21 protein-coding genes are annotated in these 26,440 nt (G+C 66.7%); 10 read left to right on the top strand and 11 right to left on the bottom strand.

Annotated features, from left to right (window positions below; translation table 11 throughout):
* Positions 1-3: 3 nt before the first annotated feature.
* From AC4D2Q_RS05645 to pgm, 3 genes are all read left to right on the top strand, one after another.
* The gene (locus tag AC4D2Q_RS05645; protein WP_490945589.1) at positions 4-1,431 is read left to right on the top strand and encodes an amidase; all 1,428 of its coding nucleotides are present in this window, start codon (positions 4-6) and stop codon (positions 1,429-1,431) included.
* 177 nt (positions 1,432-1,608) lie between these two features.
* The gene (locus tag AC4D2Q_RS05640) at positions 1,609-3,078 is read left to right on the top strand and encodes a peptide MFS transporter (RefSeq protein ID WP_490945588.1); all 1,470 of its coding nucleotides are present in this window, start codon (positions 1,609-1,611) and stop codon (positions 3,076-3,078) included.
* Between the two features lie 147 nt (positions 3,079-3,225).
* Positions 3,226-4,857 (top strand): phosphoglucomutase (alpha-D-glucose-1,6-bisphosphate-dependent), encoded by a 1,632-nt coding sequence (gene pgm, locus AC4D2Q_RS05635; RefSeq protein WP_490945587.1) that lies wholly within the window; start codon positions 3,226-3,228, stop codon positions 4,855-4,857.
* 90 nt (positions 4,858-4,947) lie between these two features.
* On the opposite strand, the gene AC4D2Q_RS05630 is transcribed toward pgm, so the two are convergent.
* Together AC4D2Q_RS05630 and AC4D2Q_RS05625 are read right to left on the bottom strand one after the other, a co-directional pair.
* A complete protein-coding gene (locus tag AC4D2Q_RS05630; protein WP_490945586.1) occupies positions 4,948-6,360 on the bottom strand; it encodes an aldehyde dehydrogenase family protein in 1,413 nt (470 codons plus the stop codon).
* Positions 6,357-7,238, bottom strand: coding sequence for an SDR family NAD(P)-dependent oxidoreductase (locus tag AC4D2Q_RS05625; RefSeq protein WP_490945585.1), 882 nt, complete (start codon positions 7,236-7,238; stop codon positions 6,357-6,359). Before AC4D2Q_RS05625 ends, AC4D2Q_RS05630 begins: the two co-directional genes overlap by 4 nt.
* 152 nt (positions 7,239-7,390) lie before the next feature.
* On the opposite strand from AC4D2Q_RS05625, the gene AC4D2Q_RS05620 reads away from it, so the two are divergent.
* Positions 7,391-8,710 carry a uracil-xanthine permease family protein gene (locus tag AC4D2Q_RS05620; RefSeq protein ID WP_490945584.1) on the top strand — a complete coding sequence of 440 codons (1,320 nt, stop codon included), beginning with the start codon at positions 7,391-7,393 and terminating at the stop codon, positions 8,708-8,710.
* Positions 8,711-8,716: 6 nt separating this feature from the next.
* Here the strand turns inward: AC4D2Q_RS05620 and AC4D2Q_RS05615 are convergent, their stop codons facing one another.
* Together AC4D2Q_RS05615 and AC4D2Q_RS05610 are read right to left on the bottom strand one after the other, a co-directional pair.
* Positions 8,717-9,826, bottom strand: a complete 1,110-nt coding sequence (locus AC4D2Q_RS05615) for a glycerate kinase (RefSeq protein WP_490945583.1) — start codon at positions 9,824-9,826, stop codon at positions 8,717-8,719.
* An 84-nt stretch (positions 9,827-9,910) separates the two neighbouring features.
* Positions 9,911-10,702: a glycerophosphodiester phosphodiesterase family protein gene (locus tag AC4D2Q_RS05610; protein ID WP_490945582.1), complete on the bottom strand. Its 792-nt coding sequence runs from the start codon at positions 10,700-10,702 to the stop codon at positions 9,911-9,913.
* Positions 10,703-10,876: 174 nt separating this feature from the next.
* Here AC4D2Q_RS05610 and AC4D2Q_RS05605 point away from each other — a divergent pair, with 174 nt between their 5' ends.
* From AC4D2Q_RS05605 to AC4D2Q_RS05595, 3 genes are read left to right on the top strand one after another with little or no spacing between them, the layout of a single operon-like run.
* The gene (locus AC4D2Q_RS05605; protein ID WP_490945581.1) at positions 10,877-13,450 is read left to right on the top strand and encodes a bifunctional lysylphosphatidylglycerol flippase/synthetase MprF; all 2,574 of its coding nucleotides are present in this window, start codon (positions 10,877-10,879) and stop codon (positions 13,448-13,450) included.
* Positions 13,447-14,748, top strand: a complete 1,302-nt coding sequence (locus AC4D2Q_RS05600) for an alpha/beta hydrolase (RefSeq protein WP_490945580.1) — start codon at positions 13,447-13,449, stop codon at positions 14,746-14,748. The genes AC4D2Q_RS05605 and AC4D2Q_RS05600 overlap by 4 nt, the downstream gene beginning before the upstream one ends.
* Positions 14,745-15,515, top strand: a complete 771-nt coding sequence (locus tag AC4D2Q_RS05595; RefSeq protein WP_490945579.1) for a phosphatase PAP2 family protein — start codon at positions 14,745-14,747, stop codon at positions 15,513-15,515. Before AC4D2Q_RS05600 ends, AC4D2Q_RS05595 begins: the two co-directional genes overlap by 4 nt.
* Positions 15,516-15,520: 5 nt before the next feature.
* On the opposite strand, the gene AC4D2Q_RS05590 is transcribed toward AC4D2Q_RS05595, so the two are convergent.
* The 4 genes from AC4D2Q_RS05590 to AC4D2Q_RS05575 form a co-directional block, all read right to left on the bottom strand.
* The gene (locus AC4D2Q_RS05590; protein ID WP_490945578.1) at positions 15,521-16,324 is read right to left on the bottom strand and encodes an HAD family hydrolase; all 804 of its coding nucleotides are present in this window, start codon (positions 16,322-16,324) and stop codon (positions 15,521-15,523) included.
* Positions 16,325-16,410: 86 nt separating this feature from the next.
* A complete protein-coding gene (locus AC4D2Q_RS05585) occupies positions 16,411-16,947 on the bottom strand; it encodes a YbhB/YbcL family Raf kinase inhibitor-like protein (protein WP_490945577.1) in 537 nt (178 codons plus the stop codon).
* Between the two features lie 34 nt (positions 16,948-16,981).
* Positions 16,982-17,896, bottom strand: coding sequence for a carbohydrate kinase family protein (locus tag AC4D2Q_RS05580; RefSeq protein WP_490945576.1), 915 nt, complete (start codon positions 17,894-17,896; stop codon positions 16,982-16,984).
* A gap of 34 nt (positions 17,897-17,930) precedes the next feature.
* Positions 17,931-18,686, bottom strand: a complete 756-nt coding sequence (locus AC4D2Q_RS05575; RefSeq protein WP_490945575.1) for an alpha/beta hydrolase family protein — start codon at positions 18,684-18,686, stop codon at positions 17,931-17,933.
* A 103-nt stretch (positions 18,687-18,789) separates the two neighbouring features.
* On the opposite strand from AC4D2Q_RS05575, the gene AC4D2Q_RS05570 reads away from it, so the two are divergent.
* Positions 18,790-19,899 (top strand): GTP pyrophosphokinase, encoded by a 1,110-nt coding sequence (locus AC4D2Q_RS05570; RefSeq protein ID WP_490945574.1) that lies wholly within the window; start codon positions 18,790-18,792, stop codon positions 19,897-19,899.
* 145 nt (positions 19,900-20,044) lie between these two features.
* Positions 20,045-21,103 carry a winged helix DNA-binding domain-containing protein gene (locus AC4D2Q_RS05565; protein WP_490945573.1) on the top strand — a complete coding sequence of 353 codons (1,059 nt, stop codon included), beginning with the start codon at positions 20,045-20,047 and terminating at the stop codon, positions 21,101-21,103.
* A gap of 13 nt (positions 21,104-21,116) precedes the next feature.
* On the opposite strand, the gene AC4D2Q_RS05560 is transcribed toward AC4D2Q_RS05565, so the two are convergent.
* Positions 21,117-22,139, bottom strand: coding sequence for a LacI family DNA-binding transcriptional regulator (locus tag AC4D2Q_RS05560; RefSeq protein WP_490945572.1), 1,023 nt, complete (start codon positions 22,137-22,139; stop codon positions 21,117-21,119).
* A gap of 197 nt (positions 22,140-22,336) precedes the next feature.
* Between AC4D2Q_RS05560 and AC4D2Q_RS05555 the strand changes: the two genes are divergently transcribed.
* Positions 22,337-23,335 carry an SDR family NAD(P)-dependent oxidoreductase gene (locus AC4D2Q_RS05555; protein WP_490945571.1) on the top strand — a complete coding sequence of 333 codons (999 nt, stop codon included), beginning with the start codon at positions 22,337-22,339 and terminating at the stop codon, positions 23,333-23,335.
* Positions 23,336-23,417: 82 nt separating this feature from the next.
* On the opposite strand, the gene AC4D2Q_RS05550 is transcribed toward AC4D2Q_RS05555, so the two are convergent.
* On the bottom strand, positions 23,418-23,885 hold the full coding sequence (locus AC4D2Q_RS05550) for an SRPBCC family protein (RefSeq protein ID WP_490927486.1): 468 nt from the start codon (positions 23,883-23,885) through the stop codon (positions 23,418-23,420).
* A gap of 41 nt (positions 23,886-23,926) precedes the next feature.
* Complete coding sequence (locus AC4D2Q_RS05545) at positions 23,927-26,398, bottom strand: phosphoketolase family protein (RefSeq protein WP_490945570.1); 2,472 nt, start codon at positions 26,396-26,398, stop codon at positions 23,927-23,929.
* Between the last annotated feature and the right edge of the window lie 42 nt (positions 26,399-26,440).

Here is a 26,440-nt window from a genome sequence, read left to right as displayed (position 1 = left end):
CACATGTCCACCCAGCCCCAGCCTGCCGCACCTCTGGACCTGCAGGAAAACACGGCACTGCAGCTGCGGAACCGGCTCGCCTCCGGAGAGATCAGCGCACGGGAAGTCACCGGGCATTTCCTCCGGCGCATCGAGGAGCTGAATCCCGCCCTGGGTGCGTTCCTGCTTGTCACACCGGAAACCGCGCTGGCCGAAGCCGCAGCGGCCGATGAGCGCTTTGCCCGCGGCGAACCCCTGGGACTGCTCCACGGAATGCCGCTGGCGCACAAGGACCTGACCGACGTCGCCGGCATACCTACCACGTTGGGAACCGCCGCGCTGCCGCCGTATACGCCGGAGGCGGACAGCCCCCTTCCCTCCGTCCTGCGCCGGGCCGGTGCCATCAGCCTGGGCAAGACCCAGGTCCCGGAGTTCGGGCTCAGCAGCTACAGCGAAAATCTGGTGGGACCGCCCGCCCGGAATCCGCTGAACCCGGACCTCAGTCCGGGCGGCTCAAGCGGGGGCAGTGCCGCCGCGGTGGCGGCAGGAATGCTCCCCTTTGCGCCGGGCACCGACGGCGGCGGATCAGTACGCATCCCGGCGGCAGCCACCGGCCTTGTCGGTCTCAAGCCCAACCGGGGCCGGGTGCCTTCCGGATCCGGGCAAACCGATCTGGGCCAGTTTGTGGTGGCCGGCCCCCTGGCCCGCACAGCTGCGGACGCGGCCCTGCTGCTGGACGCCATGGTGGCCGAGCCCAACTGGCACGCAACCTCCGCAGCACCGGCGGACAAAACCTTCCTGTCCGCCGCAGAACGCGCCGACGGCCGCTTCCGGATTGGCGTCAGCACACTCTCGCCGTTTTCGTCCCGGCTCGAAATCACCCTGGCACCCGAGGCTGTCCAGGCGCTGGATGCCGGAGTGGAAGCCCTCCTCGGCGCCGGCCACGACGTCGTGCCGGCCCGCTTGAGTTACGACGAGCGTTATCCCGAAGCCTTCCAGGCCGTCTGGACTGCCGGCCTGTCCACACTGGAACTGCCGGACGGCGGCGAACAGCGCCTTCTGCCCCTTACGGCCGCTGTCCGCAGGCGTGCGCAGCAGCGCACGGCATCCGACCTGGTCACGGCGATGGAGATTCTCCGCCGATTCGAGGAAGACACCATCCTCGCCTACAGCGCCTATGACATGATCCTGACGCCGGCGCTGGGCATGACGCCCCGCCCCATCGGGTGGTACTGGGATGAGAGCCTGGATGAAGATGCCCGCGGGATCGAAGATTATGAACGGCAGTGCCGGTACTCGCCCTTCACTTCCATGGTGAATGTGTGCGGGCTTCCCGCCATCACCTTTCCCACTGCCCGCACCGAAGGCGGACTGTCCATGGGAATCCAGCTGATCGGGCGCCCCGGGGCGGAAGCAGAACTGCTCGCCGTAGCCGCCCAGCTGGGAAAGTAAACAGGACACTATAGCGCACCTTTTCCCGATGTTTCCCGCCCAGGTCCGTAACAGAGCGGCAAGGCGCGCAACGAGAGTGACATTTCACACGGTTCCTCCAGTGCGTTCCGCCAAATTGCGCGAAAACTAACCTGCTGCCACTTCAACCCACACATATTCCGGTGGGAACATGCAATTGTGAGTTCTAATCCCAGCACCTCAGCCGCCACGCCGGCCCGCAAGTCCTTCTTTGGCCATCCGCGCATGCTCGCGAACCTCTTCAGCGTCGAGCTGTGGGAACGGTTCTCCTTCTACGGCATGCAGGGCATCCTGCTGTACTACATGTACTACTCGGTCACCGACGGCGGCCTCGGCATCGATATTGCCGTTGCTACGTCGCTGGTTGGTGCGTACGGCGGTGGCGTGTACCTGTCCACAATCATTGGTGCATGGCTCGCGGACCGCGTCCTCGGATCCGAGCGGGTGCTCTTCTACTCGGCAGCCCTCGTTATGCTCGGCCACATTTCCCTGGCCGTCCTCCCGGGCGCCGCGGGACTGGCCGCCGGCCTCATCCTGATTGCCCTCGGCTCCGGCGGCGTCAAGGCCAATGCCACCTCCCTGGTGGGAACCCTGTATGACCAGAAGGACGAACGCCGCGACGCCGGCTTCTCCATCTTCTACATGGGCATCAACCTGGGCGCCCTGGTGGGCCCGCTGCTTACCGGCCTGGCCCAGGTGAAGCTCGGCTTCCACTACGGCTTCGGCCTGGCTGCCCTGGGCATGGCCATCGGCCTGGTCCAGTACGGCCTGACCCGCAAGTACCTGCCCGAGTCTGCACACCAGGTGACCAACCCGCTGCCGCGCAGCAAGTTCGGCACCATGGCCGGCATTGCCGTTGGCGCAATCGTCATCATTGCCCTGGCCGTGGTCTTTGGCCTGCTCAAGGCGGAGAACCTTGCAGTGGTTATGGCAGTTGTCGCCATCCTTGCTTCCATCGCCTACTTCGTGATCATCCTGCGCAGCCCGAAGGTGGACCGCGTCGAGCGCCGCCGCGTGTACTCCTTCATGCCGCTGTTCATCGCCAGTGCCGCTTTCTGGGCCCTCTTCCAGCAGCAGTTCACGGTGGTTGCCCTTTACGCTGACACGTCCCTGGACCGCCACATCTTCGGCTGGGAAATGCCGCCGAGCTGGGTACAGTCGATCAACCCGATCTTCATCATCATCTTCGCGGCTGTATTCGCCACCGTCTGGACCAAGCTGGGCGACCGCCAGCCTTCCTCTCCGCTGAAGTTCGCCATGGGACTGGCCGTAATGGGCCTGGCATTCCTGGCCTTCATTCCGTTCTCCGGCGGCGGACCCAGCAGCACCCCGCTGCTGGCCCTGGTTGTCATCCTGCTGCTGTTCACCTTTGCCGAACTGTTCATCTCCCCGATCGGCCTGTCCGTGGCGACCAAACTGGCTCCGGAGATCTTCCGGACCCAGATGGTGGCACTGTTCTTCCTGTCGGTCTCGCTGGGCACCACCCTGGCCGGCTGGCTGGCACAGTTCTACGACCCCGAAACCGAGGTCAGCTACTTCCTGTTCAGCGGCATCACCGCGATTGTCATCGGCGTTGCCCTGGCCGCGGGCACCCCGGCCATCAAGAAGCTCATGGGCGGCGTGCGCTAAGCACCCTCTCCCCCTTACGGGGATACGACGACGACGGCGGGTTTCCCGCCGTCGTCGTTGTCGTTTAAGGCCGCTGCGGCACCTGAATTCGGGGCCTTCCGCCGCCCCTTCTGCCGCCGAACGCATTTATTTGGCATGCTTAGGGGTATGTCTAACCGTGCCGGCACAGTTGCCGAACCCTCCGACCTTGTTGATCTGACCGCCCTCCTGGATGCCTATTACGACATCTCGCCGGACATGAACAACCCTGCCCAGCGCGTGGTTTTCGGGACATCGGGGCACCGCGGCTCCTCGCTCAACGGCGCCTTCAACGAGCCCCACATCGCCGCAATCACCCAGGCGATCGTGGAATACCGGAACGGCCAGGGCATCACCGGACCGCTGTTCATGGGCAAGGACACCCACGCACTGTCCGAGCCCGCACAGAACACCGCTCTTGAAGTGCTCGCCGGCAACGGGGTCAACGTGCTCATCGACGCACGCAACGGCTTTACCCCCACCCCGGCCCTGAGCCACGCCATCCTGAAGTACAACTCCGGCCGCACCGAGGAGGCCGACGGCATCATCATCACGCCCTCGCACAATCCCCCGGCCGACGGCGGCTTCAAGTACAACCCGCCCACCGGCGGACCCGCCGGTTCCGAGGCGACCAACTGGATTGCCAACCGTGCCAATGAACTGCTGGAAAACGGCCTGCGGGGCGTAAAGCGCATTCCGCTCGGCGAGGCCCGGCTGGCCGACTCCGTGGGAACCTACGACTTCCTGCAGAACTATGTGGAGGACCTTCCCTCGGTCCTTAACCTGGATGCCATCCGCGAATCCGGGCTGCACATCGGCGCCGACCCGCTGGGCGGAGCCTCGGTGGATTACTGGGGCGCCATCGCCGAGCGGCACCAGCTGAACCTGACCGTGGTCAACCCCAACGTTGATCCGCAGTGGGCCTTCATGACGCTGGACTGGGATGAGAAGATCCGCATGGACTGCTCCTCCCCGTACGCCATGGCCTCGCTGATCGCGCGCGCCAACGAGTACGACATTGCCACCGGCAACGATGCCGACGCCGACCGTCACGGGATTGTCACGCCCGACGCCGGCCTGATGAACCCGAACCACTACCTCGCCGTTGCCATCGATTACCTGTACCGGAACCGGTCGGGCTGGCCGAAGGATGCCATGGTGGGCAAGACCCTGGTCTCCTCTTCCATGATCGACCGGGTCACCGGGGAACTGGGCCGCACCCTGATGGAGGTCCCGGTGGGCTTCAAGTGGTTTGTTCCGGGACTGCTCTCCGGCGACGCGGCTTTTGGCGGAGAAGAATCCGCCGGTGCGTCCTTCCTGCGCCTGGACGGCAAGCCCTGGACCACGGACAAGGACGGCATCCTGCTGGCCCTGCTGGCAACGGAAATCACCGCCGTGACGGGCAAGACTCCGTCGCAGCGCTACCGCGAACTGACCTCCCAGTTCGGCGATCCGGAATACGCCCGCGTGGACGCCCCCGCCAGCCGGGAGCAGAAGGCGGCGCTGGCCAAGCTCTCGCCGTCGGACGTCACTGCCACCACCCTGGCCGGCGAGGACATCACGGCCCGGCTGACTGAAGCTCCGGGCAACGGTGCACCCATCGGCGGGTTGAAGGTGACCACGGAGAACGCCTGGTTTGCCGCCCGGCCTTCCGGCACCGAGGACGTGTACAAGATCTACGCGGAGTCCTTCAAGGGACTGGAGCACCTGAAGCAGGTACAGGCCGAGGCCAAGGCCATTGTGGACGGCGTCATTTCCTAGCCTCCACGCCCCCTCGAAACAGCAGAAGCGGCAGTTCCCAGGGCCGGGAAGTGCCGCTTCTGCTATTTCGTTCAGTCAGTCCGGGGGGGGTCAGAGCAGGCGGCGCAGCAGCCGGCGCTTGAGACCGTTGTACGGCGGGTAGGCCACCTTCAGGGTGTCCAGGGCGGTGCTCTTGGTGAACACCGGCCGCAGCTGGCTGAACGTGTCGAACGTGTACTTGCCGTGATAGGCGCCGGTCCCGCTGGCTCCGGCCCCGCCGAACGGAAGGCCCGGAACGGCCAGCTGCACGGTGCTCACATTGTGATTTACGCTGCCGGCCCGGACGCTGCGCTCAAAGGTCTTCCGGGCAGCAGCGGACTGAGTGTAGAGGTAGGACGCCAGCGGCACCGGGCGGGCGTTGATGAAGGAAATAGCCTCGTCCAGGTCCTTCACGGTCAGCACCGGCAGGATCGGCCCGAAGATTTCCTCCTGCATCACGGGTGAATCCGGCGATACATCGGTCAGGATGGTCGGCTCCAGATAGAGCGAGTTCCGGTCCCCGCGGCCGCCGGCCAGCACGGTTCCGCTGTCCAGCAGGCCGTGCAGGCGGTCCCAGTGCTGTGCATTGATGATCCGGCCCAGGTCCGCGCTTTTCGCGGGGTCCTTGCCGAACAACTCAGCCACGGCCCGCACCAGGTGCTTGCGCAGCTTCGGTGCCGCTTCCTCGGTGACCAGGACGTAGTCCGGCGCCACGCAGGTTTGGCCGGCATTGAGCAGCTTGCCGTACACCAGGCGGCGGGCAACGGCCCGGAAATTGCCGTCCAGGACAACGGCCGGCGATTTCCCGCCCAGTTCAAGCGTGACCGGCGTCAGGTGCTTTGCGGCCGCCTCCAGGACAATCCGGCCCACCCGCTCTCCGCCGGTAAAGAAAATGGAGTCGAAGCGCTGGGCCAGCAGCGCCGTGCTGGCCTCCTGCCCGCCTTCCACGACGACGACGGCGTCCGGGTCCAGATACTGCGGCAGCAGCTCGGCCATGGCCCGGGACGTGGCCGGAGCCAGCTCTGAAGGCTTGAGCACCGCTGCGTTGCCTGCGGCGAGCGCCCCGATGAGCGGAGCCAGCAGCAGCTGCACCGGATAGTTCCACGGCGCAATGATCAACACCACGCCCAGCGGCTGCGGCTCGGTCCTGGCGGACGCAGGCATCAGCCCCAGCGGCACCGGAACACGGGCGCTGCGGGTCCACTGTGCCAGGTGCTTGAGCGCATACTCCGCCTCTGCCCGGGTGATCGACAGCTCGGTCAGGTAACCCTCCAGCGGGTTCTTGCCCAAATCCTGCGCCAGGGCGGCGTTGAGCTCGGCCTCTCGTTCGGTCAGCAGGCGGATCAGGCCGCGCAGTTGGTTCCGGCGCCACTCCAGGGGGCGGGTCCGGGCGGAGTCGTACGTCCGCCGCACCGCTGCCACCACTGCGGCAACGGAGGAGCCGGGGAAGGGTCCCGGGGTCTGCTCCACGGCTGCGGCGCTCATCGGGTGCCTTCCCGGACCGGCGCACCAGTTTCGGGGGTGTCCGCGGCAGAAGCGGCGGGACGGCCGGTGAAGTGGTCCATGGACTGGTAGACCTTGAACACGCGTCCGGCCACCACGTCCCACAGCGGCTGCGGCAGGAGTCCGCGCAGTGCGCTGCCCAAAGGGACGGTCCAGGGCAGCTGGATCCGCGCTTTGCCGTCCATCAGGGCGGACCAGGCACGGTCCACCACATATTGCGGTTCCATCAGCGGCGTCATCAGGGGCCCGCGGGCCCCGGCAAACATGCCGGTCTTGATGTAGCTCGGAATCAGGGTGGTCACCTGCACGTGTCCGTTGCCGGCTTCATTCAGCTCCAGGCGCAGCGAGTCGCTCCACCCGATGACCGCCCATTTGGAGGCGGTGTACACGCTCATCTTGGGCACGGAAAGGGTGCCGGAGGCGGACGCGACGTTCAGGATCCGCGCCGGCGTCCGGCGGGCGATCATGTCCGGCAGGAAGGCACGGGTGATCTGCATCGGCGCCAGTGTGTTCACGTCCATGACGGCGTCGATGTCCGCAGGTGTGTGCTCCCAAAAGTACTTTCCGCGCACAATTCCGGCATTGTTGATCAGCACGTCGGGGATTCCTGCTTCCGCCCGGACACGCTCGGCTGCCGCTGTCACCTCCGCCAGGGAGCTGACGTCCAGGGCATGGGGATGGACTGCGCTGCTGCCCAGGGTCCGCAGGTCCGCAGCCGTTGCCTCCAGGGCTTCAGCGTTGCGGTCCCACAGGATTACGTGGGCGGCGCCTTCCCGCACGGCACGTTCGGCGTAGAGCCGGCCCATGCCCATGGCAGCGCCGGTGATAAGGACCGTGCGCCCTGCTGCTGATATGCCCATGCTGTTCCGTCCGTTCGCGGTGGAACCGGGGAACGGCTGTGTCCGCCCGATTTGTCTACGGTAAAATTTCTGCGGTGCATCATAACGTCCGGCACGCTTCTGCCCGGTACTATTCTGCACGAACCATCCCCGGGTCCTCGAAAGGCACACCCATGAGCAAATTTGGTACCGCCTGGACGATTCACGGCGACGGCAAGACCATCAAACCCGGAGAATATGTCGCCCCGGATGAGCGGCTGAGCTGGCCGCGAACCATTGGGATTGGCTCCCAGCACGTGGTGGCCATGTTCGGCGCAACCTTTCTGGTTCCCCTGCTGACCGGCTTCCCGCCGGCCACCACCCTGCTGTTCTCCGGCCTCGGAACGATTCTGTTCCTGATTATCACCGCAGGCCGCGTTCCGAGCTACCTCGGATCCAGCTTCGCGTTCATTGCCCCCATTATGGCCGCCACCAGCCAGCACGGCCCCGGCGGCGCGCTTGGCGGCATCATCATGGCGGGCGCCGCCCTGTTCCTGATCGGGCTGGCTGCCCAGCTCGCCGGCACCAAGTGGATTCAAATCCTGATGCCGCCCGTAGTCACCGGCACCATCGTGGCACTCATCGGACTGAACCTGGCCGGCTCCGCCCGGGACAACTTTGAGAAAGGCCCGCTCACCGCCACCGTCACGGTGGTGGTCATCCTGCTGGCCACAGTCCTCTTCAAGGGCTTCCTGGGCCGCCTGTCCATCCTGATCGGCGTGGTTGCGGGCTACATTGCCGCAGTTCTCCAGAACGAGGTGGACTTCCAGGCCATCCGGGACGCAGCCTGGTTCGGGCTGCCCGAATTCCACTCCCCGACCTTCCACTTCTCCGTCATCGGACTCTTTGTGCCCGTGGTCCTGGTGCTCGTGGCCGAGAACGTCGGCCATGTGAAGTCCGTGGCCGCCATGACCGGACGGGATCTGGACCCCTACGCGGGCCGCGCCCTGATGGCCGACGGCCTGGCAACGATCCTGGCCGGTTCCGGCGGCGGTTCCGCCACCACAACGTACGCCGAGAACATCGGGGTCATGGCGGCATCGCGCGTCTACTCCACCGCCGCATACTGGGTGGCCGGCATCGTGGCGGTCCTGCTGAGCCTGTTCCCCAAGTTCGGCGCCATGATCGCCACCGTTCCCGGCGGCGTCCTGGGCGGCGCCGGGGTCATCCTGTACGGCATGATCGGCATTCTGGGCGTCCGGATCTGGGTGGACAACCGGGTGAACTTCTCCAATCCGATCAACCTTTCCACTGCGGGCCTGGGACTGATCATCGCCATCGCCAACTTCACCTGGGTTGTTGCCGGGCTGGAGTTCGGCGGCATTGCCCTGGGCACCGGCGTCACGCTCATTGCCTTCCACGGCATGAGTGCAATCGCCCGGTGGCGCGGTACCGACCCCGATGGCACGGCGGCGGAAGCGAATCCGGTTTCCGCCCCCGGCTCCAACCCCTAGGCCGGGCTAGGCTCCTTCAAGCGCCTGAACGGTGGCCCGGGTCAGCCAACGCCTGGCCCGGGCCATCGCGTCCGCCGGATCCTGCACCAGGTCCAGGATGCTGACAGCCGATACGATTCCGTACTCGGCCAGGATGTGCGGCGGCAGGGTAATGCGGCCGGCAAGGGCCACCACCGGAATGCCGGCGCTGCGGGCACGTTCCGCCACTGCCAGCGGCGCCTTGCCGTAGCGGGACTGTTCATCGAGGGAACCTTCGCCGGTCAGGACCAGGTCCGCCGCGGCCAGGGCCTCGTCCAGTCCGGTGAGCCGGGAGATCACTTCAAAGCCACCCTCCAGTGAAGCGTCGGTGAAGGCCAGGAACGCGGACGGAAAGCCGCCGGCCGCACCGGCGCCTGCGATATCGACGTCGACGCCGGTGGTTTCGCGCAGCAGCGCCGCCCACCGCACCAGGGCCTCGTCCAGCAGCAGCCGCGCAGTTGAATCCGCGCCCTTCTGCTCGCCGAACACATGCGCTGCTCCCTCCCGTCCGGTGAGCGGGTTGGTGACGTCCGCGGCAATACGGACACGCACGCCGGCGAGCCGGGGGTCCAGGCTGGATACGTCAATGGCAGCGGCGAGCGACAAACCGGCTCCTCCGGGAGGCACCGGGTTCCCGGCGGCGTCGAGGATCCGCAGCCCCAGCGCCGCCAGGGCACCGGAACCGCCGTCGGTCATTGCGGAGCCGCCGATGCCGAGCACAATTTCCGTGGCTCCCGCGTCCAGAGCTTCCCGGATCAGCTCACCGCTGCCGTAGCTGGTTGCCGCCAGGGAGGACTGTACCGAGGGTTCCACCAGCATCAGCCCGGAGGCGCGGGCGGTTTCGATCACGGCCGTGCTGCCGTTCAGGGCCCACAGTGCGGTGACGTTTCCGCCCAGCGGTCCGCGCACACTGGCGGTCCGCTCCCGCGCACCGGCGGCCAGCGCCGCTTCCAGGGTGCCCTCGCCGCCGTCGGCCACGGGAACAAGCGTCACGTCAGCCTCCGGATAGACGGCGAGCACGCCTTCTGCCATGGCGGCGGCGGCTTCCCCTGCGGAAAGTGAGCCTTTGAACTTGTCCGGAGCTATGAGAACGCGCATGTCCCCATACTGCCATCCCTCCGGACGCATGGTTGGGGAGTCCCTGACAGGCGGGGATTGCCCTCCGGTCCGGTTCGGGACAACTCAGCCATCCGTTGCCTGCGGGTCCTGCTGCGGCCATACACCCCGCCGCTCCAGGATCCCGGCGAGCAGGTCGGCCCGGTCCGAGACCAGCCCGTCCACGCCCATGTCCAGCAGCCGCACCATGTCAGCGGGCTCATTCACGGTCCAGACATGCACCTGAAGTCCGGCACGGTGGCAGCGGCGCAGGAACGACGGCGTGACCACCGTCAGCGGCCCCTGCCGTTCGGGAACCTGCAGGCACTGGTAGCGTCCCAGCCGTGCCAGCACTCCGGCCAGGCCCAACGGCGCCAGCAGTACCGTCAGGGCGGTGAACACGGCGCCGGCTGAACTCGCGACGGGCCGGGAGAGCCGCCGCAGGGCGGCGAGCCTCCTCCGGTCGGAAAAGGAGGTCACCAGCACGCGGTCATGCGCCTGATGCTTCTCCAGCAGCCGGGCGAGTTCCGCGGATCCAGCCGCGTCCTTGACGTCCACGTTCAGTCGCGCCCCGGGAAGCTGTGTCAGCAGTTCCTCGAAGGTGGGAACCGGTTCGCTGCCGCCAACCCGGGCTTCTCGGATCTGCCGGCTGCTGCGGCTGCCCACCGGGCCTCCGGAACCGGCAACCCGGTCCAGCGACGCGTCATGAATGGCCAGGAGCACGCCGTCGCGGGTGGTGCGCACGTCCGTTTCCAGATATCCGAATCCCAGCGCTGCGGCGGCACGGAAAGCTTTCATGGTGTTCTCGAAACCGTCGAGGGAAAAGCCGCGGTGGGCAAATCCCAGCGGGCCCGGCGTCTCAAAGTAGGGATATCGCATCTGCGTACTTTATCCACACCAGTGTCATGCCCGGCCCGGTGCATCCTCTTCGTGCGTACCGCGCCCTAGACTGGCACCACCCAGGCTGCGCAAAATTGCCGCGGCGGGACAGCCGAAGTGGTGCGGAGGTAACCGGGTTTGGCGACTTTGTCCACGACATCGAAACGGTCCAGGTTGGGCAGAAGCCTGCGCTGGCCGGCCGAATGGCTGCGCGGCAGTGTGCAGCGGGCGCCGGTGACCGTGGCTTTTACTGCAGTCTTCTGGCTTGCAGGGGCGCTTACCGGCAGTCTGGGCACCGGCCCTGCAGGGCCGCTGGCCAACTGGGTGGTATTGTCAGCCAATTCCCTTCCCGCTCATTGGCCGGCGCTTGTCCTCTCCGGCGTCTGGGCCTCCGGTCTGCCCGGTTATCTTTCCGGAACCCTCCTGATCCTGCTGGTTGGCCTGCCCTGCGAACGGCTGATCGGCTCCGGCCGGTTCACTGCAGCGGCCCTGTTCTCCCAGGTTCTGGGCGCCCTGCTGGCCATTGGGTTTGCCCACGCCGCCAACGCCGTGACCGGTGACTGGTCGCGGGCGCTGGAATCGGAATCCTTTGTCGGGCCGGTGGCCCTGGTGTGCGGTGCTGCCGCTGCCACGAGTGCCCGATTGTCCACCCTCTGGCGGCGCCGGGTTCGGGTGGGAATGTTCACCCTGCTGGTCCTGCTGGCGCTGTACGGGGGTTCCTTCCACAGCGTGACTGCCCTGGCCGCGGCAACCGTGGGCGTTTTCACCGGTCCCTTCCTTTTTGGGCGGCGGCCGGCATGGCCCGGGCGGCTCGTCACCAGCCGCCGCGAAGCCCGCGTCCTGGTGGGCCTGGTGGTAGCAGCCTCCGCACTGGGCCCGGTTCTTTCCGCGTTGAGTTCGCAGGCGGTGGGCCCCCTGGCCGTGCTGCGCTTCCTGAGCACCTCGGTTCAGGCCACCGATCCCCAGTCCCTTGCGGAGATGTGTGCCGATCCGGCGCGTGCCGTCGAGTGCGGGGCCGCCCGGTTGGAGCTGCGGGCCGGACCTGCCGGATTCTTCCTGGCCACCCTGCCGCAGGTGCTGCTGGTGGTCTTTGCAGACGGATTACGGCGGGGCCGCCGCTTCGCCTGGGCCGGCGCCCTGTTGCTGCAGGCCGTGATGACGGTCCTGGCTGCCGTCCGGGCGCTGCGGTACCTCTCGGATACCAGCCGGGATGCCCGCTATGACCTCGGTGCGGCCCAGGATGCCCTGTCGGTGACCCTGCCCATCCTGGTCCCTCTGGCCGTGCTGGTGATGCTGGCCGCCACCCGCGGCCTGTTCACGGTCGCAGCTCCCCCGGGAACTTACCGGCAGGCGGCAGTCTGGGTGGCGGTAGCCGGCGTCCTGCTCAGCGCTCTGTATGTGGTCGGCGGGATGCTGGATCCGGGCGGATTCACTCCGCGGGCTTCCGCCGGCTCTCTTTTGGCCGACCTGCCCGAACGTTTCCTCCCGGTGCTGGAGATTGGCGCCTCGACGCCCCGGCTGCTCCCGGTGACAATGACTGCGGGCCTGCTGTACGAGGGCGTGGGGGTTCTCTTCTGGGTTTTCACCTGCCTGGTACTGCTGCGTTCTTTTGTGCAGCCGCCGCACGGCCGCTCCGTCACAGACGAGGACCGGGCACGGGAGCTGCTCAAGGCGCATGGCGGGGGGACCATGGCGTGGATGACGCTCTGGCCCGGAAACACCTACTGGTTTGCGCCCAGCGGCAACTCTTTCGTAGCCTTCCGCCCGGATTTCGGTGTGGCACTGACCGTGGGCCAGCCGGTGGGGCCGCAGGAAGAACTGGCGCAAACGGTTGAAGGATTTTACGCGTTCTGCACTGCCAGCGGCCTCACGCCCTGCTTCTACTCGGTGAACAGCGAGGTGGAAACCATAACGAATCAGATGGGCTTCGCCCGGCTCCAGGTCGCTGAGGAGACAGTTCTTCCGCTGGGGTCACTGGAGTTCAAGGGCAAAAAGTTCCAGGACGTCCGCACCGCACTGAACCACGCACGCAAAGCCGGCATCGAAGCGCACTGGATCGACTATGCGTCAGCTCCGCTGGCGTTGCTGGACCAGCTGCATGCCATCTCCGAAGAATGGGTTGCGGATAAGAACATGCCGGAGATGGGGTTTACCCTCGGAAGCCTGGAGGAGGTCAATGACCCGGAGGTGCGCTGCCTGGTGGCCGTTGACCACGACGGCACGGTCCATGCTGTGACGTCCTGGCTGCCAATCTACCGGGACGGCCGGGTGGTTGGCTGGACACTGGACTTCATGCGCCGGCGCGGTGCGGGATTCCGTCCCGGAATGGATTTCCTCATTGCCTCAGCCGCTGTCCTGCTGCAGGACGAGGGTTACGAAATCCTGAGTCTGTCCGGCGCTCCCCTGGCCCGCGCCTCCCGGCTCGGCAGCGCGCACGGCACCGGGAACGGCACGGGAAACGGAAACAGCGGAACGGGGACACCAGCGGAGTCTGCATCCGGAGATTCCAGCCTCCTCGATTCCGTTCTTGACGTGCTGGGAGCCACCTTGGAACCGGTGTACGGCTTTCGTTCGCTGCTGGCGTTCAAGGCGAAGTTCCAGCCCAGCTATGTTCCCCTGTACATGGCGTATCCGGATCCGGCAGCCCTTCCGGCCATCGGCAACGCAGTTGCCCGGGCCTACCTGCCGCACATGTCCCTCACCCAGGGGCTGGCGCTGGTGAGGCGTATTGTGGACGGCGCCCGTTGAACGAGGTTTCCCTGACGGACGGAGCCCTGCCGGTAATACTTCTGGCGCTGGGTGCGCTGTCCCTGATCTGGCTCGTCTGGGGCCGCAAGCGCCATCTGCGGGTCGTGGCCCCGGCGGCAGCCGCCGCAGCCGGTGTCCTGACACTGCTGCTCTTTGTCCTGGCCGAGGTTGTTCTGGACTGGTGGGACGCCTCTTTTCCGCGCTACCTGTATGTATATGCCTGGCTGGGCATATGGGCGCTAATCCTTGCTGTGCCGCGCATGCTGCGGGCATCCTCCACGTGGGGACGGCTCCTGACCGTGGCGGCGACGGCGCTGGCGGTCATTGCCGTGGCAGGTTCCGTGAATGCCGCTTACAGTCAATATCCGACCCTGCAGTCCCTGCTTGATCCTCCCGAACCGCAGTCCGGCGTCCTGCCGACGCGCAGCCCGGAGACAGCTGCCGGCAGGCCTGCCTCCACTTCTGCCAACTGGACCGCCCCGCCGGGCATGCCCTCCGGCGGCAGCGTCTATCCGGTGCAGATACCGGGCACCGTCTCGGGATACGCCTCCAATCCGGCGCTGGTGTACCTGCCGCCGGCCTATCTGGCGACTCCGGCAGCGGTGAATCTCCCGGTTTTGGTACTGATACACGGTCAGCCCGGCACCCCCGAGGACTGGCTGGTGGGCGGGGAGCTGGTCCAGATGATGGACGCCTTTGCCGCACAGCACGGGGGACTGGCGCCCGTGGTTGTCATGCCCGACGCATCCAACGCAAACAACGAGAACTGGCCGCTGTGCCTGGATTCGCAGGTGAGTGATTCGGCGACCTATCTGGCGGTGGATGTACCGGCGTGGGTGCGGCAGAATCTGGCCTCGGGCCTGAACGGCGGAACCCAGTGGGCCGTAGCAGGGTATTCCTACGGGGGAACCTGCTCGCTGCAGCTGGCCGTGAACTATCCGGAAACGTATCCCACGTTCATCGATATTTCGGGCGAAAGCGAGCCCAGCATCCCCGACGGGCGTGACGCCCTGATCCAGACCTATTTCAACGGGAACGCCTCCGCTTTCACGGACCAGAACGCCGTGGATGTACTGGCCGGGAAGTCCTTCCCGGATTCGGCCGGAATAATGGTGGTGGGGGCGGACGATTCCGTATACGCCCCGCAGGGACAAACAGTGTTCGAAGCGGCAAAGAAGGCGGGAATGGACGTCACCTTCCAGAGGTTGCCCGGAGGCCATTCCTGGGAAGTCTGGAAAGCCGGGCTGGAAAACAATTTGGACTGGCTCTGCCGGCGGTTGGGACTACTGGCTCAATGACCCGGAACAACTCAGCTCCCCCACCGCCCGGCAACACCTCCCCTGCCCACCTCCCCGGATGGCTGGCCGGGGCCTTCCGCCGGGTGGCCCGCTGGACGTCCCCTTACGCCGCAGTGCTGATGACTCTCGTGCTTGGCTTGGTCCCGGCCATCCTCCTCACTCTGGGATCAGCAGAGGTGTATGAGTCAGTCGCCGAATCCGACGGCGTGGCAAATCTGGACCAGCCGCTGCTGGACGTGGCACTCGCCCTGCGCTCCCCGGGCCTGGACGGCGCGGTCACGGCGTTCACCCATCTGGCGGGAACCGTGGGCATGCCCCTCCTGGCCGCAGCGGCCCTCATGATCATGGTGCTGCGCTGGCGTTCCTGGACGCCGGTGCTGCTGATGGTCCCGGCAGCCGCCGGATCACTGCTGATGACCGTGGCCGGCAAGGACCTGGTCGGAAGGCTCCGGCCTGACCTGGCAGATGCGGTGCCGCCGTACGAGCACTCACCCTCCTTTCCGAGCGGCCACTCGCTCAACGCCGTGGTGATTGCAGGGGTGGTCGCCTATCTGGTCGTTCTGCACCTGCACAGCAGGGGCAAAAAGATCCTCACCGTGGCCATCGCGGCGGCGTTCGCCTTCGCGGTGGGCCTGAGCCGGGTTTATCTGGGTCACCACTGGTTCACCGACGTCCTGGTGGCCTGGACGCTGGGGCTGGCTTGGCTGGCCGTGGTTATTACCGCCCACCGGCTGCTGCAGTCACGTCACCGGCAGCAGGAACCCTGAGCCGGTCACTGCCCGCGCAGGAGCGCTTCCAGGACCTGCGCGACGCCGTCGTCCGCAAATGCCGGAGCCACCCTGTCCGCTGCGGCCCGCGCCTCGGGGTGGCCGGAGGCCATCGCGTATCCGCAGCCGGCCCACTGCAGCATCTGCACGTCATTGGGCATGTCGCCGAAGGCCACCACATCTGCGGAATCAATGTCCCGGGACGCAGCGTAGTCGGCCAGCGTGACCGCCTTATTCAGGCCGTGCAGGGACATTTCCAGCAGTGCGACGGCGGGGGCGGAGTGTGTGGTGGACACCAGGTGCGCCACCGCGGGCCGGACCCGCTGCAGGAAATCATCCGGTGAAGTGCCGTCCACCCGGGCCAGGAATTTCACCACGGTGTCCGCTTCGGTGAGGCTGGATTCCAGCGGAGCGGGGGTGGCAGCTCCCGGCAGCTCTTCGGAACCGGCTTCCACGAATCCCGGGCCCAGATGGAAGCCGTCCACGGTCTCGGCCGCGAACCGGACCGCCGGATACAGTTCCCGGATGATCTCAGCCGCGGAAAAGAGGTCCGGCAGGGACATGGCCTGAGCTTTGATCAGCCGCTCGGCGCCCAGGTCATAGGTGATAGCCCCGTTGGAGCAGATGACGGTGCCCGCGTGGCCCAGGGCCTCCGAGAGCGGTTTCAACCAGCGCGGCGGCCGTCCGGTGACAAAAACGATGTCGATTCCCGCGTCCGCGCAGTCCCGGAAGGCACGCACGGTCCGGTCACTGATCCTGTTGTCCGGACCCACGATGGTCCCGTCCAGGTCACTTGCCACCAGACGCACCCGGCACCTCGTTCATTCGCTGTGGTTTCGCGCAGTTGCGCAGGCTTCCAGCCTATCCGCACCGGAAGACCGGCTGCGGCACCGGCTCAGGCCGCGGCCACCTCGGCCAGGCCCACAATGCGGGCCCGCGCCAGGGTGTGGGTGAACAGGTTGAAGCCCAGGTAGGCGGGGGCGGCGTCGGCGGGAACATCCAGGGTCTCCACGTCGACGGCGTGCACCACCACCATGTAACGGTGCGGGCCGTGGCCGGGGGGCGGTGCCGCGCCCACAAAACCGGCAAACCCGGCGTCGTTCCGCAGCTGCACAGTGCCCCGGGGCAGTTCATCCGCGTTGGCGGCATTGCCGGGCAGCGACGTGGTGGAAGCCGGAATGTTGAAGGCGGCCCAGTGCCAGAAACCGCTGGCCGTGGGCGCGTCCGGATCAAACATGGTCACGGCGAAGCTCTTGGTCCCCTCCGGAGCGCCGGACCAGCTCAGCTGCGGAGAGGCGTCTTGTCCACCGGGAATGCCCATTTTTCCGCTGTACTGCGCCGCGGCAAACGGTTCCATGTTCCCAAAGTCCTCACTGGTTACCGTGAAGGCCGGCACGGAAGGAAGTGCTTCGTACGGATCGTAATCCTGCATGATGATCTCCTTTGAAGTGGAAGGGCGCCCGGAATCAGGAAAGTTCGGCGCGTGACGGAGGGTTGGCCCCGGCCCGGGAAACCGTGACGGCGGAGGCCCGGACAGCGAAATTCAGCACGGCGTCCAGATCTGCGGCACCAATCCGGGCCAGCTCGGGACGGCGGGCACCGCCGTCGAGTTCCAGATCCATCAGCGAAACGAGCATGGCGGACATAAACGAATCCCCGGCTCCCACGGTATCCACGACGGTAACCGGCGGGACGGACGCGGAGGCTTCTCCGGCGGCGGTCACAGCCCAGGCCCCCTTGGAGCCGCTGGTGACGGCAACAATTGCCGGGCCCATGGCCAGCCAGCGCCGCGCGGCGTCCTGCGGGCTGTCCTGGGGATACAGCCAGGCGAGGTCCTCGTCGGAGGCTTTGACGACGTCCGCCAGGGCCACAAATTTCTCCGCCTGTTCCCTGGCATAGGCCACATCGGTGATGATCGAGGGCCGGCAGTTGGGGTCGTAGGTAATGGTGGCCGTGGGCCGCGCCCGTTCCACAGCGTGCAGCACGGCGTCCGCGCCGGGGCTGAGCATGGCGGCAATGGAGCCGGTGTGCAGCAGAGTGGTGCCGTCCAGCAGCTGCGGGAGCGCTTCGGCCAGGGAGGGCAGCTGCCACTGAAGGTCAAAGGTGTAGCGGGCACCCCCGGCAGGATCCAGGACGGCGGTGGCCACGCTGGTGGGCAGATCATCCTGCGGCAGCGGAGTCAGCACGGAGTTGGCGCGCAGGTGTTCCTGGATCAGCAGTCCGTACTCGTCGGTGCCGTAGCGGCCCACAAACTGGACCGGACGGCCCAGCCGGGCAACGCCTACTGCCACGTTAAGCGGGCTGCCGCCGGGATGGGATCGTTTGGGGGTGGTATCGCTGAGAACCTCGTCCACGAGGGCTTCGCCAATTACTGTGAGCACAGGCTCAACCTAACAGAGCAGCCGCCGGGTTTCCTTAAAACAGCGGCACTTCAGCCGCCTCAGTCACCGCTTCGACGACGGCGGCCCAGGCCGGGGTGCCCGGCGTGATCAGGGCGAAGTGGTCGCCGGAAACCATCCGCAGCTCGGCCGGCGAACCGCTGTCCTTCGCGGCCTGCACGAACCCGGCGGACTGGCTCAGCGGAACGTGGGCGTCGGCGTCGCCGTGCAGGGCGATAACGGGCACCGGCAGCGGAAGCCGGAACATCGGATCCGCGCTGCGGTACCGGTGCGGGTCTTCTTCCGGGGAGGACCCGAGGAAGTTCCGCACCGCGCCGTCGCTGAGGAACAGATCCCGTGCTTCGGCCAGGTTCAGCACGCCGGCCTGGCTGACGACGGCGGTGACGGGGACCGCGGCGCCGCTGCGGCCCGCGGCCCAGACGGCCAGATGCCCGCCGGCGGAATGCCCGAGCACGGTGACGCGGGAGAGGTCCAGCCCGTGCTCCCGGGCTGCGGGTCCCAGCGCATCGATACCGGCGCTGATGTCCTCGAAGGTCTCCGGCCATCCGCCGCCGTTGCCGGCCCGCCGGTATTCCAGGTTCCAGCAGGCGAAGCCGCGGGCTGCGAGGTCCTCTGCTTCGGGCCGGCCCAGCTCCGCGGTGTAGCGGGCGCGCCAGTAGCCGCCGTGGATGATGACCACCACGCCGTCGTGCCCGTGCTCCTGCGGCAGTGTGAGTTCGGCGTACTGTTCCGGGTCCGGGCCGTACGGAATGCGAAGCGTATTACACGGCATCGGTTGCTCTCCTTGATCTGGCCTAATGTGGTAGTGAGCCTAGCGTCCGGCGCACCGGACGCGGGCGCGGCACATCCAAACGTTGGGGAATGGGGTTTTTTGTATGGGCGCGTGGGACAGCCTTGATGACCGGCTGCGTCCGGTGGTCCAGGCGAGCACGGATGAATTTGCACGGGTCCGCCCTGCCTTGGAACAGCTCACCCGGGAGATGGAGGAGAGCCTGCGGCACATCTTCACGGACAGTCCCGTGCGTCCGCTGTTTGTGGCCTCGCGGACTAAAACCGTGGAGTCCTTCCGGGACAAGGCCTCCCGCACCCTGCCCTCCGAAAACCCCGAGGATCTGCCCACGCTGCTGTTCCCCGATCCGCTGCGCAACCTCATCGACCTGGTGGGCCTGCGCGTGATCGTGACGCTGCCGCACGAGGTGGATGAAGCTGCCAACCTGATCAAGCGCCAGCGGGCAGAGTTTGACTGCCGCGGAGACCGGGAGAAGGACATCGGCTCCATTGAATCCGGCACTTACGGTTATTCGAGCCGGCATCTGGTCCTGCGCACCATCCAGAATGAGACCGTTCGGGAGTACCACAAGCTGCTGGACCCGGATCAGCGTCCCAACGGAAGCTACCAGTTTGAAGTGCAGATCCGCACGGTCCTCGCTCATGCCTGGTCGGAAATTGAGCATGACATCCGCTTCAAGGCCGGAGATCCGCGGGCCTGGAGCCCGTACTTTGACCGCCAGTTCACTGCCACGGCGGCCATGCTGGAAACCGTGGAGACCGCGTTTGCCGAACTGCATGAGCGCTATGAAACCGTCACCGGATTCTGGGACGAGGACGGGGAGGGCAGCGCTCCGCTGACACCGAACCGGATCCGGGACGTGTGGATGACCCTGCTGCCCCATGTGAACCGGAAGACCGGGGATGACTGGGGCTGGGCCAGCGAGCTCTTGGCCGCGCACGGCATGAAGACCACCATGGACCTGGCCGGACTGCTGCAGGCCGACGTCGTCACCAAGGTCCGCAAGGCCCTGGACCACCGGTACTCCCCCGGACCTGACCGGCTGCTCGATGACCTGCTGCTGTGGCGCTTCGGCAAGAAACACATCGATCTGACGGCGGAGCCCGAGGATGCCCCGGTCAAACCCCGGCGGGAATCCCTGGGCCGGCGCTACCGGCAGATGCAGCTCTTCCGGGCACGGGAAGAGAACGCCTAAAGCTGGTTTGGGGGAATCCCGGTCGTTTCGGGAAATCCCGGACGGGGCGGACCGGCCGGAATTTCCCAAAACGCCCGGAAAATCCCAAAACGGAGGGTTTCCCGCGCTCCTTGCCGTGGCGCGCGGTCCCGCTTACGGTGACGGAATGGTTCTCCAACTCAGCGCCGAGGAAGCACGGCGGATGCGGTGGCACTCCCAGCTGCTGGGCGGCTCCGATCTGCCGCCGGCCGACGTCGTGGACCGCGCCGTCGCCCTGCAGGGGCAGGATCTGCCGGCGGTCCTGCGGGCCGTCGCGATTCGATCGGCTCCGGGAACCACGGTTCGGGACGTCCGCGCTGCGTTCGACGACGGCGCCCTGGTGCGGGGGTGGCCGATGCGGGGCACCCTGTTTGCCACGACGCCGGAGTATCTGGCCTCGCTTCTGTACTTCACCGCGGCGCGCATCCATCGGGCGACGGCCCGGCGCCGGGAAGGACTCGGACTGGATGACCGCACGATCGCCCGTGCCCGGGACGTGCTGCTGGCCGCCCTGGAGGAACGTCCGCTGCGCAGGTCCGAGGCTCTTGCCCTGTGGGACGCAGCCGGCATCCCCACCGCGGGCGGGCCGGGGTACCACCTGCTCATGCATTTCTCGGTGGCCGGAGACGCCCACTGGGGTTCGTTCGCACCGGAGGGCACCGAACAGCTCCTCACCCTCTCCCCGCTGCTGCCGCCCGCGGATCCCGAGGCTGCCCTGACGGAGATCGTGCGGAGCTTTGTCAGAACCCGGGGGCCCGTGACCGAGGCGGACCTGGCTTGGTGGACCAAGCTCCCCCTGGCAGTGCTGCGGCCTGCAGCCTCCGCAGTGGAGGACCTCATGGATGTGGAGGTGGAGGGCCGGCCCGCCTGGATTATCGGTGAACCGCCGGAGGCGCACGACGGGCAAGGAACCGGTGTGGTGCTCGTTCCGGGCTTCGATGAGTGGATCCTCGGCTATGCGGACCGGTCCCTGGTGGCCAGTGACACGATGCTCGAGGCGCTGGTGCCCGGCCGGAACGGCGTCTTCCGCCCCGCGGTGCTGGTGGACGGCGTGGTGGTGGGAAGCTGGCGGCTTTCCCGGACTTCCGGCACCCGCACGGAACCGGTGATCGAGCTGGTGGAACGTGTGCCCGCAGCAACCCGGCGTGCCATTGAGCAGGCGGTCGCCGATTGGCCTTTCCGCTGACGCAGCCCGGGCTTTAGGCCGAGGCACGCCGGATCAGGCTGACCGGCGGGAGTGTATCGGATTCCGCCGGCCCGTCAGCCGGGGCGGCACTGTTCGCGGCGCCATTGCGGGTCCCGCTGCCGTCGACCGTTTGCACCAGCACCATCCGGGCGAAGCGCTCCCCGAGTGTGGCCGAGTCCACCCGAACGGTGGTCAGCGGGGGTACAGCGAGTGAGGCCAGCGGAACGTCTTCGGCGCCAATAACGGCGAGGTCCCGCGGCGCATGGCGGCCGTGCGCCGCCAGCCCGGCCAGCAGCGCAAAGGCATGGTCATCATCAAAGGCGCAGGCCGCGGTAACCGGGGCGGGTCCGTCCAGCCAGCGGCCGACGACGGCGGCAGCCTCCTCAGCGTCCAGCCGCAGGTACTCAATCACCGGCGGCGGCAGCCGAAGCCGGGCACACGCATCCGTGATGGCCGCCAGCCGGATCTGCACACGCCACGCGTAGCCCGCCTCCGGCGGGACTGCCACACCTATGCGCTGATGCCCCGCCGCGGCCAAATGCTGCACCTGCAGCGCACCGATGCCGAGGTCCGGATCGAGCGGATTAGCCAGCGTTTCCTGCAGCGATGCGACAGGCAGGCCGCTGGAGCGCAGGGCAGCCAGTTCAGTCTCCTCCAGCGGGGTAGTGAGGATCAGGCCGGCGGGGGTGAGTGAATGCACCAGGGACACGGCTCCGCCCTGCGGGGGCAGCCGGTGTGCGATCAGCCGCAGCCCGTGGCGTTCCAGCTGCTCGGAGGCGGCGTCAATGATCATGGCCAGCGCCCGGCCCAGCGGCTCGGGCGGCAGCAGCATCAGCACCAGGTCGCTGCGGCCCCGGCGCAGGGTGCGGGCGGCGGTCGACGGCGTGTAGCCCAGAGCCCGGGCCGCAGCCAGGACCCGGCCCCGGGTGGCAGCGGAAATGCTCTGTCCCGTGTTGCCGTTCAGCACATAGCTGACAGTGGCGCGGGAAACTCCCGCTGCCTGCGCGACGTCGCTCGACGTAACCCTGCGATCCACCCGCTGCGCACCTTTCACCGTCTTCCCCGGCGCAATTCCCGGGTAATCCGCCCCGGAATGTGCGGGGCTTATGTCTTCCGGATTTCTCCGGTATTCTGACGATACAGGCAACTTACACGTGTAACCTCCACGGGATAGCTGCCGGTGAACCAGCGGCCGCAGATCCACGGCCGCTTTCCGACCGAAAGGACCGGCTCGTGGCCAACCAGCCCATCACCGCCCAGAACACCGTCCAGCAGTGGCTTGACCACCCGGCAGGCGGACCCGCCATCCGCGGCATGCTCGCGGCCGCCGGCAGCGACGAGTCCACCTTGGGCCCGGCGCTGACCCTGAAGCTGCAGCAGCTCGTGGACCTGAGCCAGGGACAGTTCCCGCAGGCCGCGGTGGACGAACTCGTGAAGGCCGCCAACGGCGGGGTAATGCCGGAAACCGAAGCCGCCGTGCTCCCCACCGTTCCGGGCCGCTTTGAAGGCCGCACCGTTATTGTCACGGGCGCGGGTTCGGGCATTGGGCGTGCCACCGCCGGCCGGATCGTCCGTGAAGGCGGACGGGTCATCGCCGTCGACATCGCCGAGGACCGGATCACCAACCTCGCCGAAGAACTTGGCGAGTCAGTGGTTCCCGTGGCAGCCGACCTCACCGATCTCTCCGCCGTGGACCGCATTGTGGCCGCCGCGGGCGAGAGTGTCCACGGCCTGGCCAACGTGGCCGGCATCAACGATGACTTCTCCCCGCTGCATGAGGTCACCGACGCCATGTGGCAGAAGATCTTCGCGGTCAACGTGGACGGCCTGGTGCGCCTGACCCGCGCCGTGCTGCCGGGCATGCTGGCCGCCGGCAAGGGCTCCATTGTGAACGTCACTTCCGAGGCGGGCCTGCGCGGCTCAGCGTCCGGCGTTGCCTACACCGCCTCCAAGCACGCCGTTGTGGGCATTACCCGCAGCACCGCGTTCATGTATGCCCGTGAAGGCATACGAGTAAACGCTGTGGCTCCGGGCGGTGTGGCCACCGGCATCCCGATGGGCGGCAAGACCAGCGAGTACGGCGAGGCGCGGCTTTCCCCTGCGCGCGTGAACATCCCGGGCCTGGCCTCGGCGGAGGACCTCGCAGCGTCCATCACGTTCCTGCTCAGCGACGACGGCGTGAACATCAACGGTGCCATCCTGCCCTCCGACGGCGGCTGGTCGGCGGTCTAAGCAGCTCGCAGCACAAAACGACGGCGGCCGGTTCCCTTCTCCGTGAAGGGAACCGGCCGCCGTCGTTCTGCGGTGAAACGAACTAGGCTCCGGAAACTCCGGCAGCCAGCATGTTCAGGGACTGCTCCAGCTCGTCCTTGGACACCATCGGGAAGGACACCTGCTTGAGGGTCTCCTTGTCGGTGACGTGGGACCAGTCGTAGGTCAGCGTGACCTCGGTGGAATCCGCGCCCTGCGGCTCGAGTTCCCAAACCCACTGCCACCCCTTGGGCTCGGTGCCGGCCGGAGCCGTCTGCCAGGCAAGGAGCTTGTTGTGGTCATACCCGGTGACGTGGTTTTCCGTCTGGTAGTCACCCATTTTTTCATTGTTCATGTTCATGGTGAAAACCTGGCCGGATGCGGTGATGCGGTCGGTCTTCTCGTCCGAAACCACCATGCCCGAGCCGTCCAGCTCGTGGTGGCGCTGGGGGTTGGACAGCAGGTTGAAGATGTCTGCGGCTGAAGCGTCGATGATTCGCGAGACAACAATGCTCGTCTGATCAGTGGTCAATGAACTCTCCTTCGATAGATGGATCGTACGTACCCGCAGGCTCAGTCCGCGGTGTGTTCGGAAGCTTCCTGCAGTTCCCAGCCCGTAATATACGGCGGATCCTGCCCTTCGTCCCGAGTGTATTGCCGGCAGCGGGCCCGTTCGTCCTGGAGCCACTGCCGGAAACCGGCCTGCGTTGATCCCAGTGACGCTACCCGGTCCAGCACGTCCATGGCCAACTGGAAACGGTCGATCTGGTTGAGCATCGCCATGTCAAACGGCGTGGTGGTGGTGCCCTCTTCCTTGTATCCGCGCACGTGCAGGTTGGCGTGGTTGTTCCGCCGGTAGGTGAGCCGGTGAATCAGCCACGGATAGCCGTGATAGGCGAAAATCACGGGGCGGTCTTTGGTGAACAGGGTGTCAAAATCCCTGTCAGAGAGCCCGTGCGGGTGCTCTCCGGGGTCCTGGAGCCGCATCAGGTCCACCACGTTCACCACCCGGATTTTCAGGTCCGGCAGCTGCTTCTTCAGCAGTCCGGCCGCGGCCACGGTTTCCAGGGTGGGCACGTCGCCGGCGCAGGCCAGTACGACGTCGGGATCGGACTTTTCGCCCGGTCCCCCGGTTTCGCTGCCGGCGAAGTCCCAGATGCCGACACCCCGCTCCACATGCAGCCGGGCGTCCTGCGGATTCAACCAGGCCGGGGTGGGCTGTTTGCCGGACACCACCACGTTCACCCGGTCCCGGGTGCCCAAAATGTGTTCGGTGACGGCCAGCATGGTGTTGACGTCCGGCGGCAGGTACACGCGGATGACTTCGGCCTTCTTGTTCACCACGTGGTCAATGAAACCGGGATCCTGGTGCGAGAAGCCGTTGTGGTCCTGCTGCCAGACGTGGCTGGAGAGCAGGTAATTCAGCGAGGCGACGGGCTGCCGCCAGGACAGGTTGCGGCTGACTTTAAGCCATTTGGCGTGCTGGTTGAACATGGAATCCACAATGTGGACAAAGGCTTCGTAGCAGTTAAAGACGCCGTGCCGGCCGGTGAGCAGGTAGCCCTCCAGCCAGCCTTCGCACAGGTGCTCGGAGAGGACTTCGGCCACCCGGCCGCTGCGGGCCAGATGCTCGTCAATCTCCTCGATGCGCTGCTGCCAGGCTTTGTCCGTGACCTCGTAGACGGCCTGCAGCCGGTTGGATGCTGTCTCATCCGGGCCGAAAATGCGGAAGTTGGACGGGTTCAGTGAAATGACGTCGCGCAGGTATTCACCGGCGGTGATCATGGGTGAGATCCGCTTGGTTCCGGGGTTTTCCACGTCCACGGCGTGCTCTGTGTAGGCCGGAAGTTTGAGGTCCTGCAGCAGCCGGCCGCCGTTGGCGTACGGAGTGGCACTCATCCGGGCGTTGCCTTCCGGGGCCAGTGCGGCAATTTCGGGCCGCAGCCGGCCGGCGTCGTCGAACAGTTCTTCCGGGCGGTAGGAGCGCATCCACTCTTCCAGCTGCGCCAGGTGCTCGGGGTTTTCATGGATGCCGGACAGCGGGACCTGATGGGCGCGCCAGGTGCCCTCCACCTGCAGTCCGTCCACCACGGCGGGTCCGGTCCAGCCCTTGGGCGAGCGCAAGATGATCATGGGCCAGCGCGGAGCGTGTTCGTTCCGCGTTTCACGGGAGGCGGCGGCATCCGGGGCGTCGGCAGGCACGGCCACCCGTTCACCGTTTCGGTACGGGGCCTGGATCTCGTCGATTTCGGCCAGGCAGGCGGCCAGCGCTTCGGCAAAATCGGCGTGTGCCTGCGCCGTCGACGCCGAATCCTCCACGCTCACCAGGTGGGGGTGGTAGCCGTAGCCTTCCATCAGCTTCACCAGCTGCTCCTCGGGCATGCGCGAGAGGATGGTGGGGTTGGCGATTTTGTAACCGTTCAGGTGCAGGATCGGCAGCACCGCACCGTCCACGGCCGGATCCAGGAAGCTGTTGGAGTGCCAGCTGGCGGCCAGCGGCCCGGTTTCGGCCTCGCCGTCGCCGATCACCGTGGCCGCAATCAGGTTCGGGTTGTCGAACACGGCACCGTAGGCGTGGGCCAGCGAATACCCCAGCTCGCCGCCCTCGTGGATGGAACCGGGAGTCTCGGGCGCCGCATGGCTGGGAATGCCGCCGGGGTAGGAGAACTGCTTGAACAGGGCCGCCAGGCCGTCGCCGTCCCGGCCAACGTGGCTGTAAATCTCCGAATAGGTTCCTTCCAGCCAGGCGTTGGCAACATTGGCGGGACCGCCGTGGCCGGGTCCGGTAATGAAGATGACCTCGCGCTGCTGTTCCTTGATGAACCGGTTCAGGTGCGCGTAGATGAAGTTCAATCCGGGGGTGGTGCCCCAATGGCCCAGCAGCCGCGCCTTGACGTCCTTATTCTCCAGCGGGCGGCGCAGCAGCGGATTGTCCCGCAGGTAGATCTGCCCGGCGGAAAGATAATTGGCGGCTCGCCACCAGGTGTCCACGTCCCGCAGGGTGTCGCTGAGCGGTTGGTCCGGTGCAACGGGTACAGCAGTCATGCAGTGCCTCCTGGGCTTGGGAACGACTGAGGGTGGTCAGGG

The organism is Arthrobacter sp. TJ-178 (assembly GCF_058269275.1).
Note: the sequence above shows the minus strand (reverse complement) of the source record. Positions and strands in the feature narration are given on the sequence as shown.

Bases quoted from the DNA above. Each gene is read 5' to 3' on its own strand.
- AC4D2Q_RS05625 (WP_490945585.1), bottom strand. From the start codon at position 7,238: ATGGGCATATCAGCAGCAGGGCGCACGGTCCTTATCACCGGCGCTGCC.
- AC4D2Q_RS05565 (WP_490945573.1), top strand. From the start codon at position 20,045: ATGGTTCTCCAACTCAGCGCCGAGGAAGCACGGCGGATGCGGTGGCAC.
- AC4D2Q_RS05595 (WP_490945579.1), top strand. From the start codon at position 14,745: ATGACCCGGAACAACTCAGCTCCCCCACCGCCCGGCAACACCTCCCCT.
- AC4D2Q_RS05630 (WP_490945586.1), bottom strand. From the start codon at position 6,360: ATGAGCGCCGCAGCCGTGGAGCAGACCCCGGGACCCTTCCCCGGCTCC.
- AC4D2Q_RS05645 (WP_490945589.1), top strand. From the start codon at position 4: ATGTCCACCCAGCCCCAGCCTGCCGCACCTCTGGACCTGCAGGAAAAC.
- AC4D2Q_RS05575 (WP_490945575.1), bottom strand. From the start codon at position 18,686: ATGCCGTGTAATACGCTTCGCATTCCGTACGGCCCGGACCCGGAACAG.
- AC4D2Q_RS05585 (WP_490945577.1), bottom strand. From the start codon at position 16,947: ATGCAGGATTACGATCCGTACGAAGCACTTCCTTCCGTGCCGGCCTTC.
- AC4D2Q_RS05570 (WP_490945574.1), top strand. From the start codon at position 18,790: ATGGGCGCGTGGGACAGCCTTGATGACCGGCTGCGTCCGGTGGTCCAG.
- AC4D2Q_RS05545 (WP_490945570.1), bottom strand. From the start codon at position 26,398: ATGACTGCTGTACCCGTTGCACCGGACCAACCGCTCAGCGACACCCTG.
- AC4D2Q_RS05610 (WP_490945582.1), bottom strand. From the start codon at position 10,702: ATGCGATATCCCTACTTTGAGACGCCGGGCCCGCTGGGATTTGCCCAC.
- AC4D2Q_RS05620 (WP_490945584.1), top strand. From the start codon at position 7,391: ATGAGCAAATTTGGTACCGCCTGGACGATTCACGGCGACGGCAAGACC.
- pgm (WP_490945587.1), top strand. From the start codon at position 3,226: ATGTCTAACCGTGCCGGCACAGTTGCCGAACCCTCCGACCTTGTTGAT.
- AC4D2Q_RS05615 (WP_490945583.1), bottom strand. From the start codon at position 9,826: ATGCGCGTTCTCATAGCTCCGGACAAGTTCAAAGGCTCACTTTCCGCA.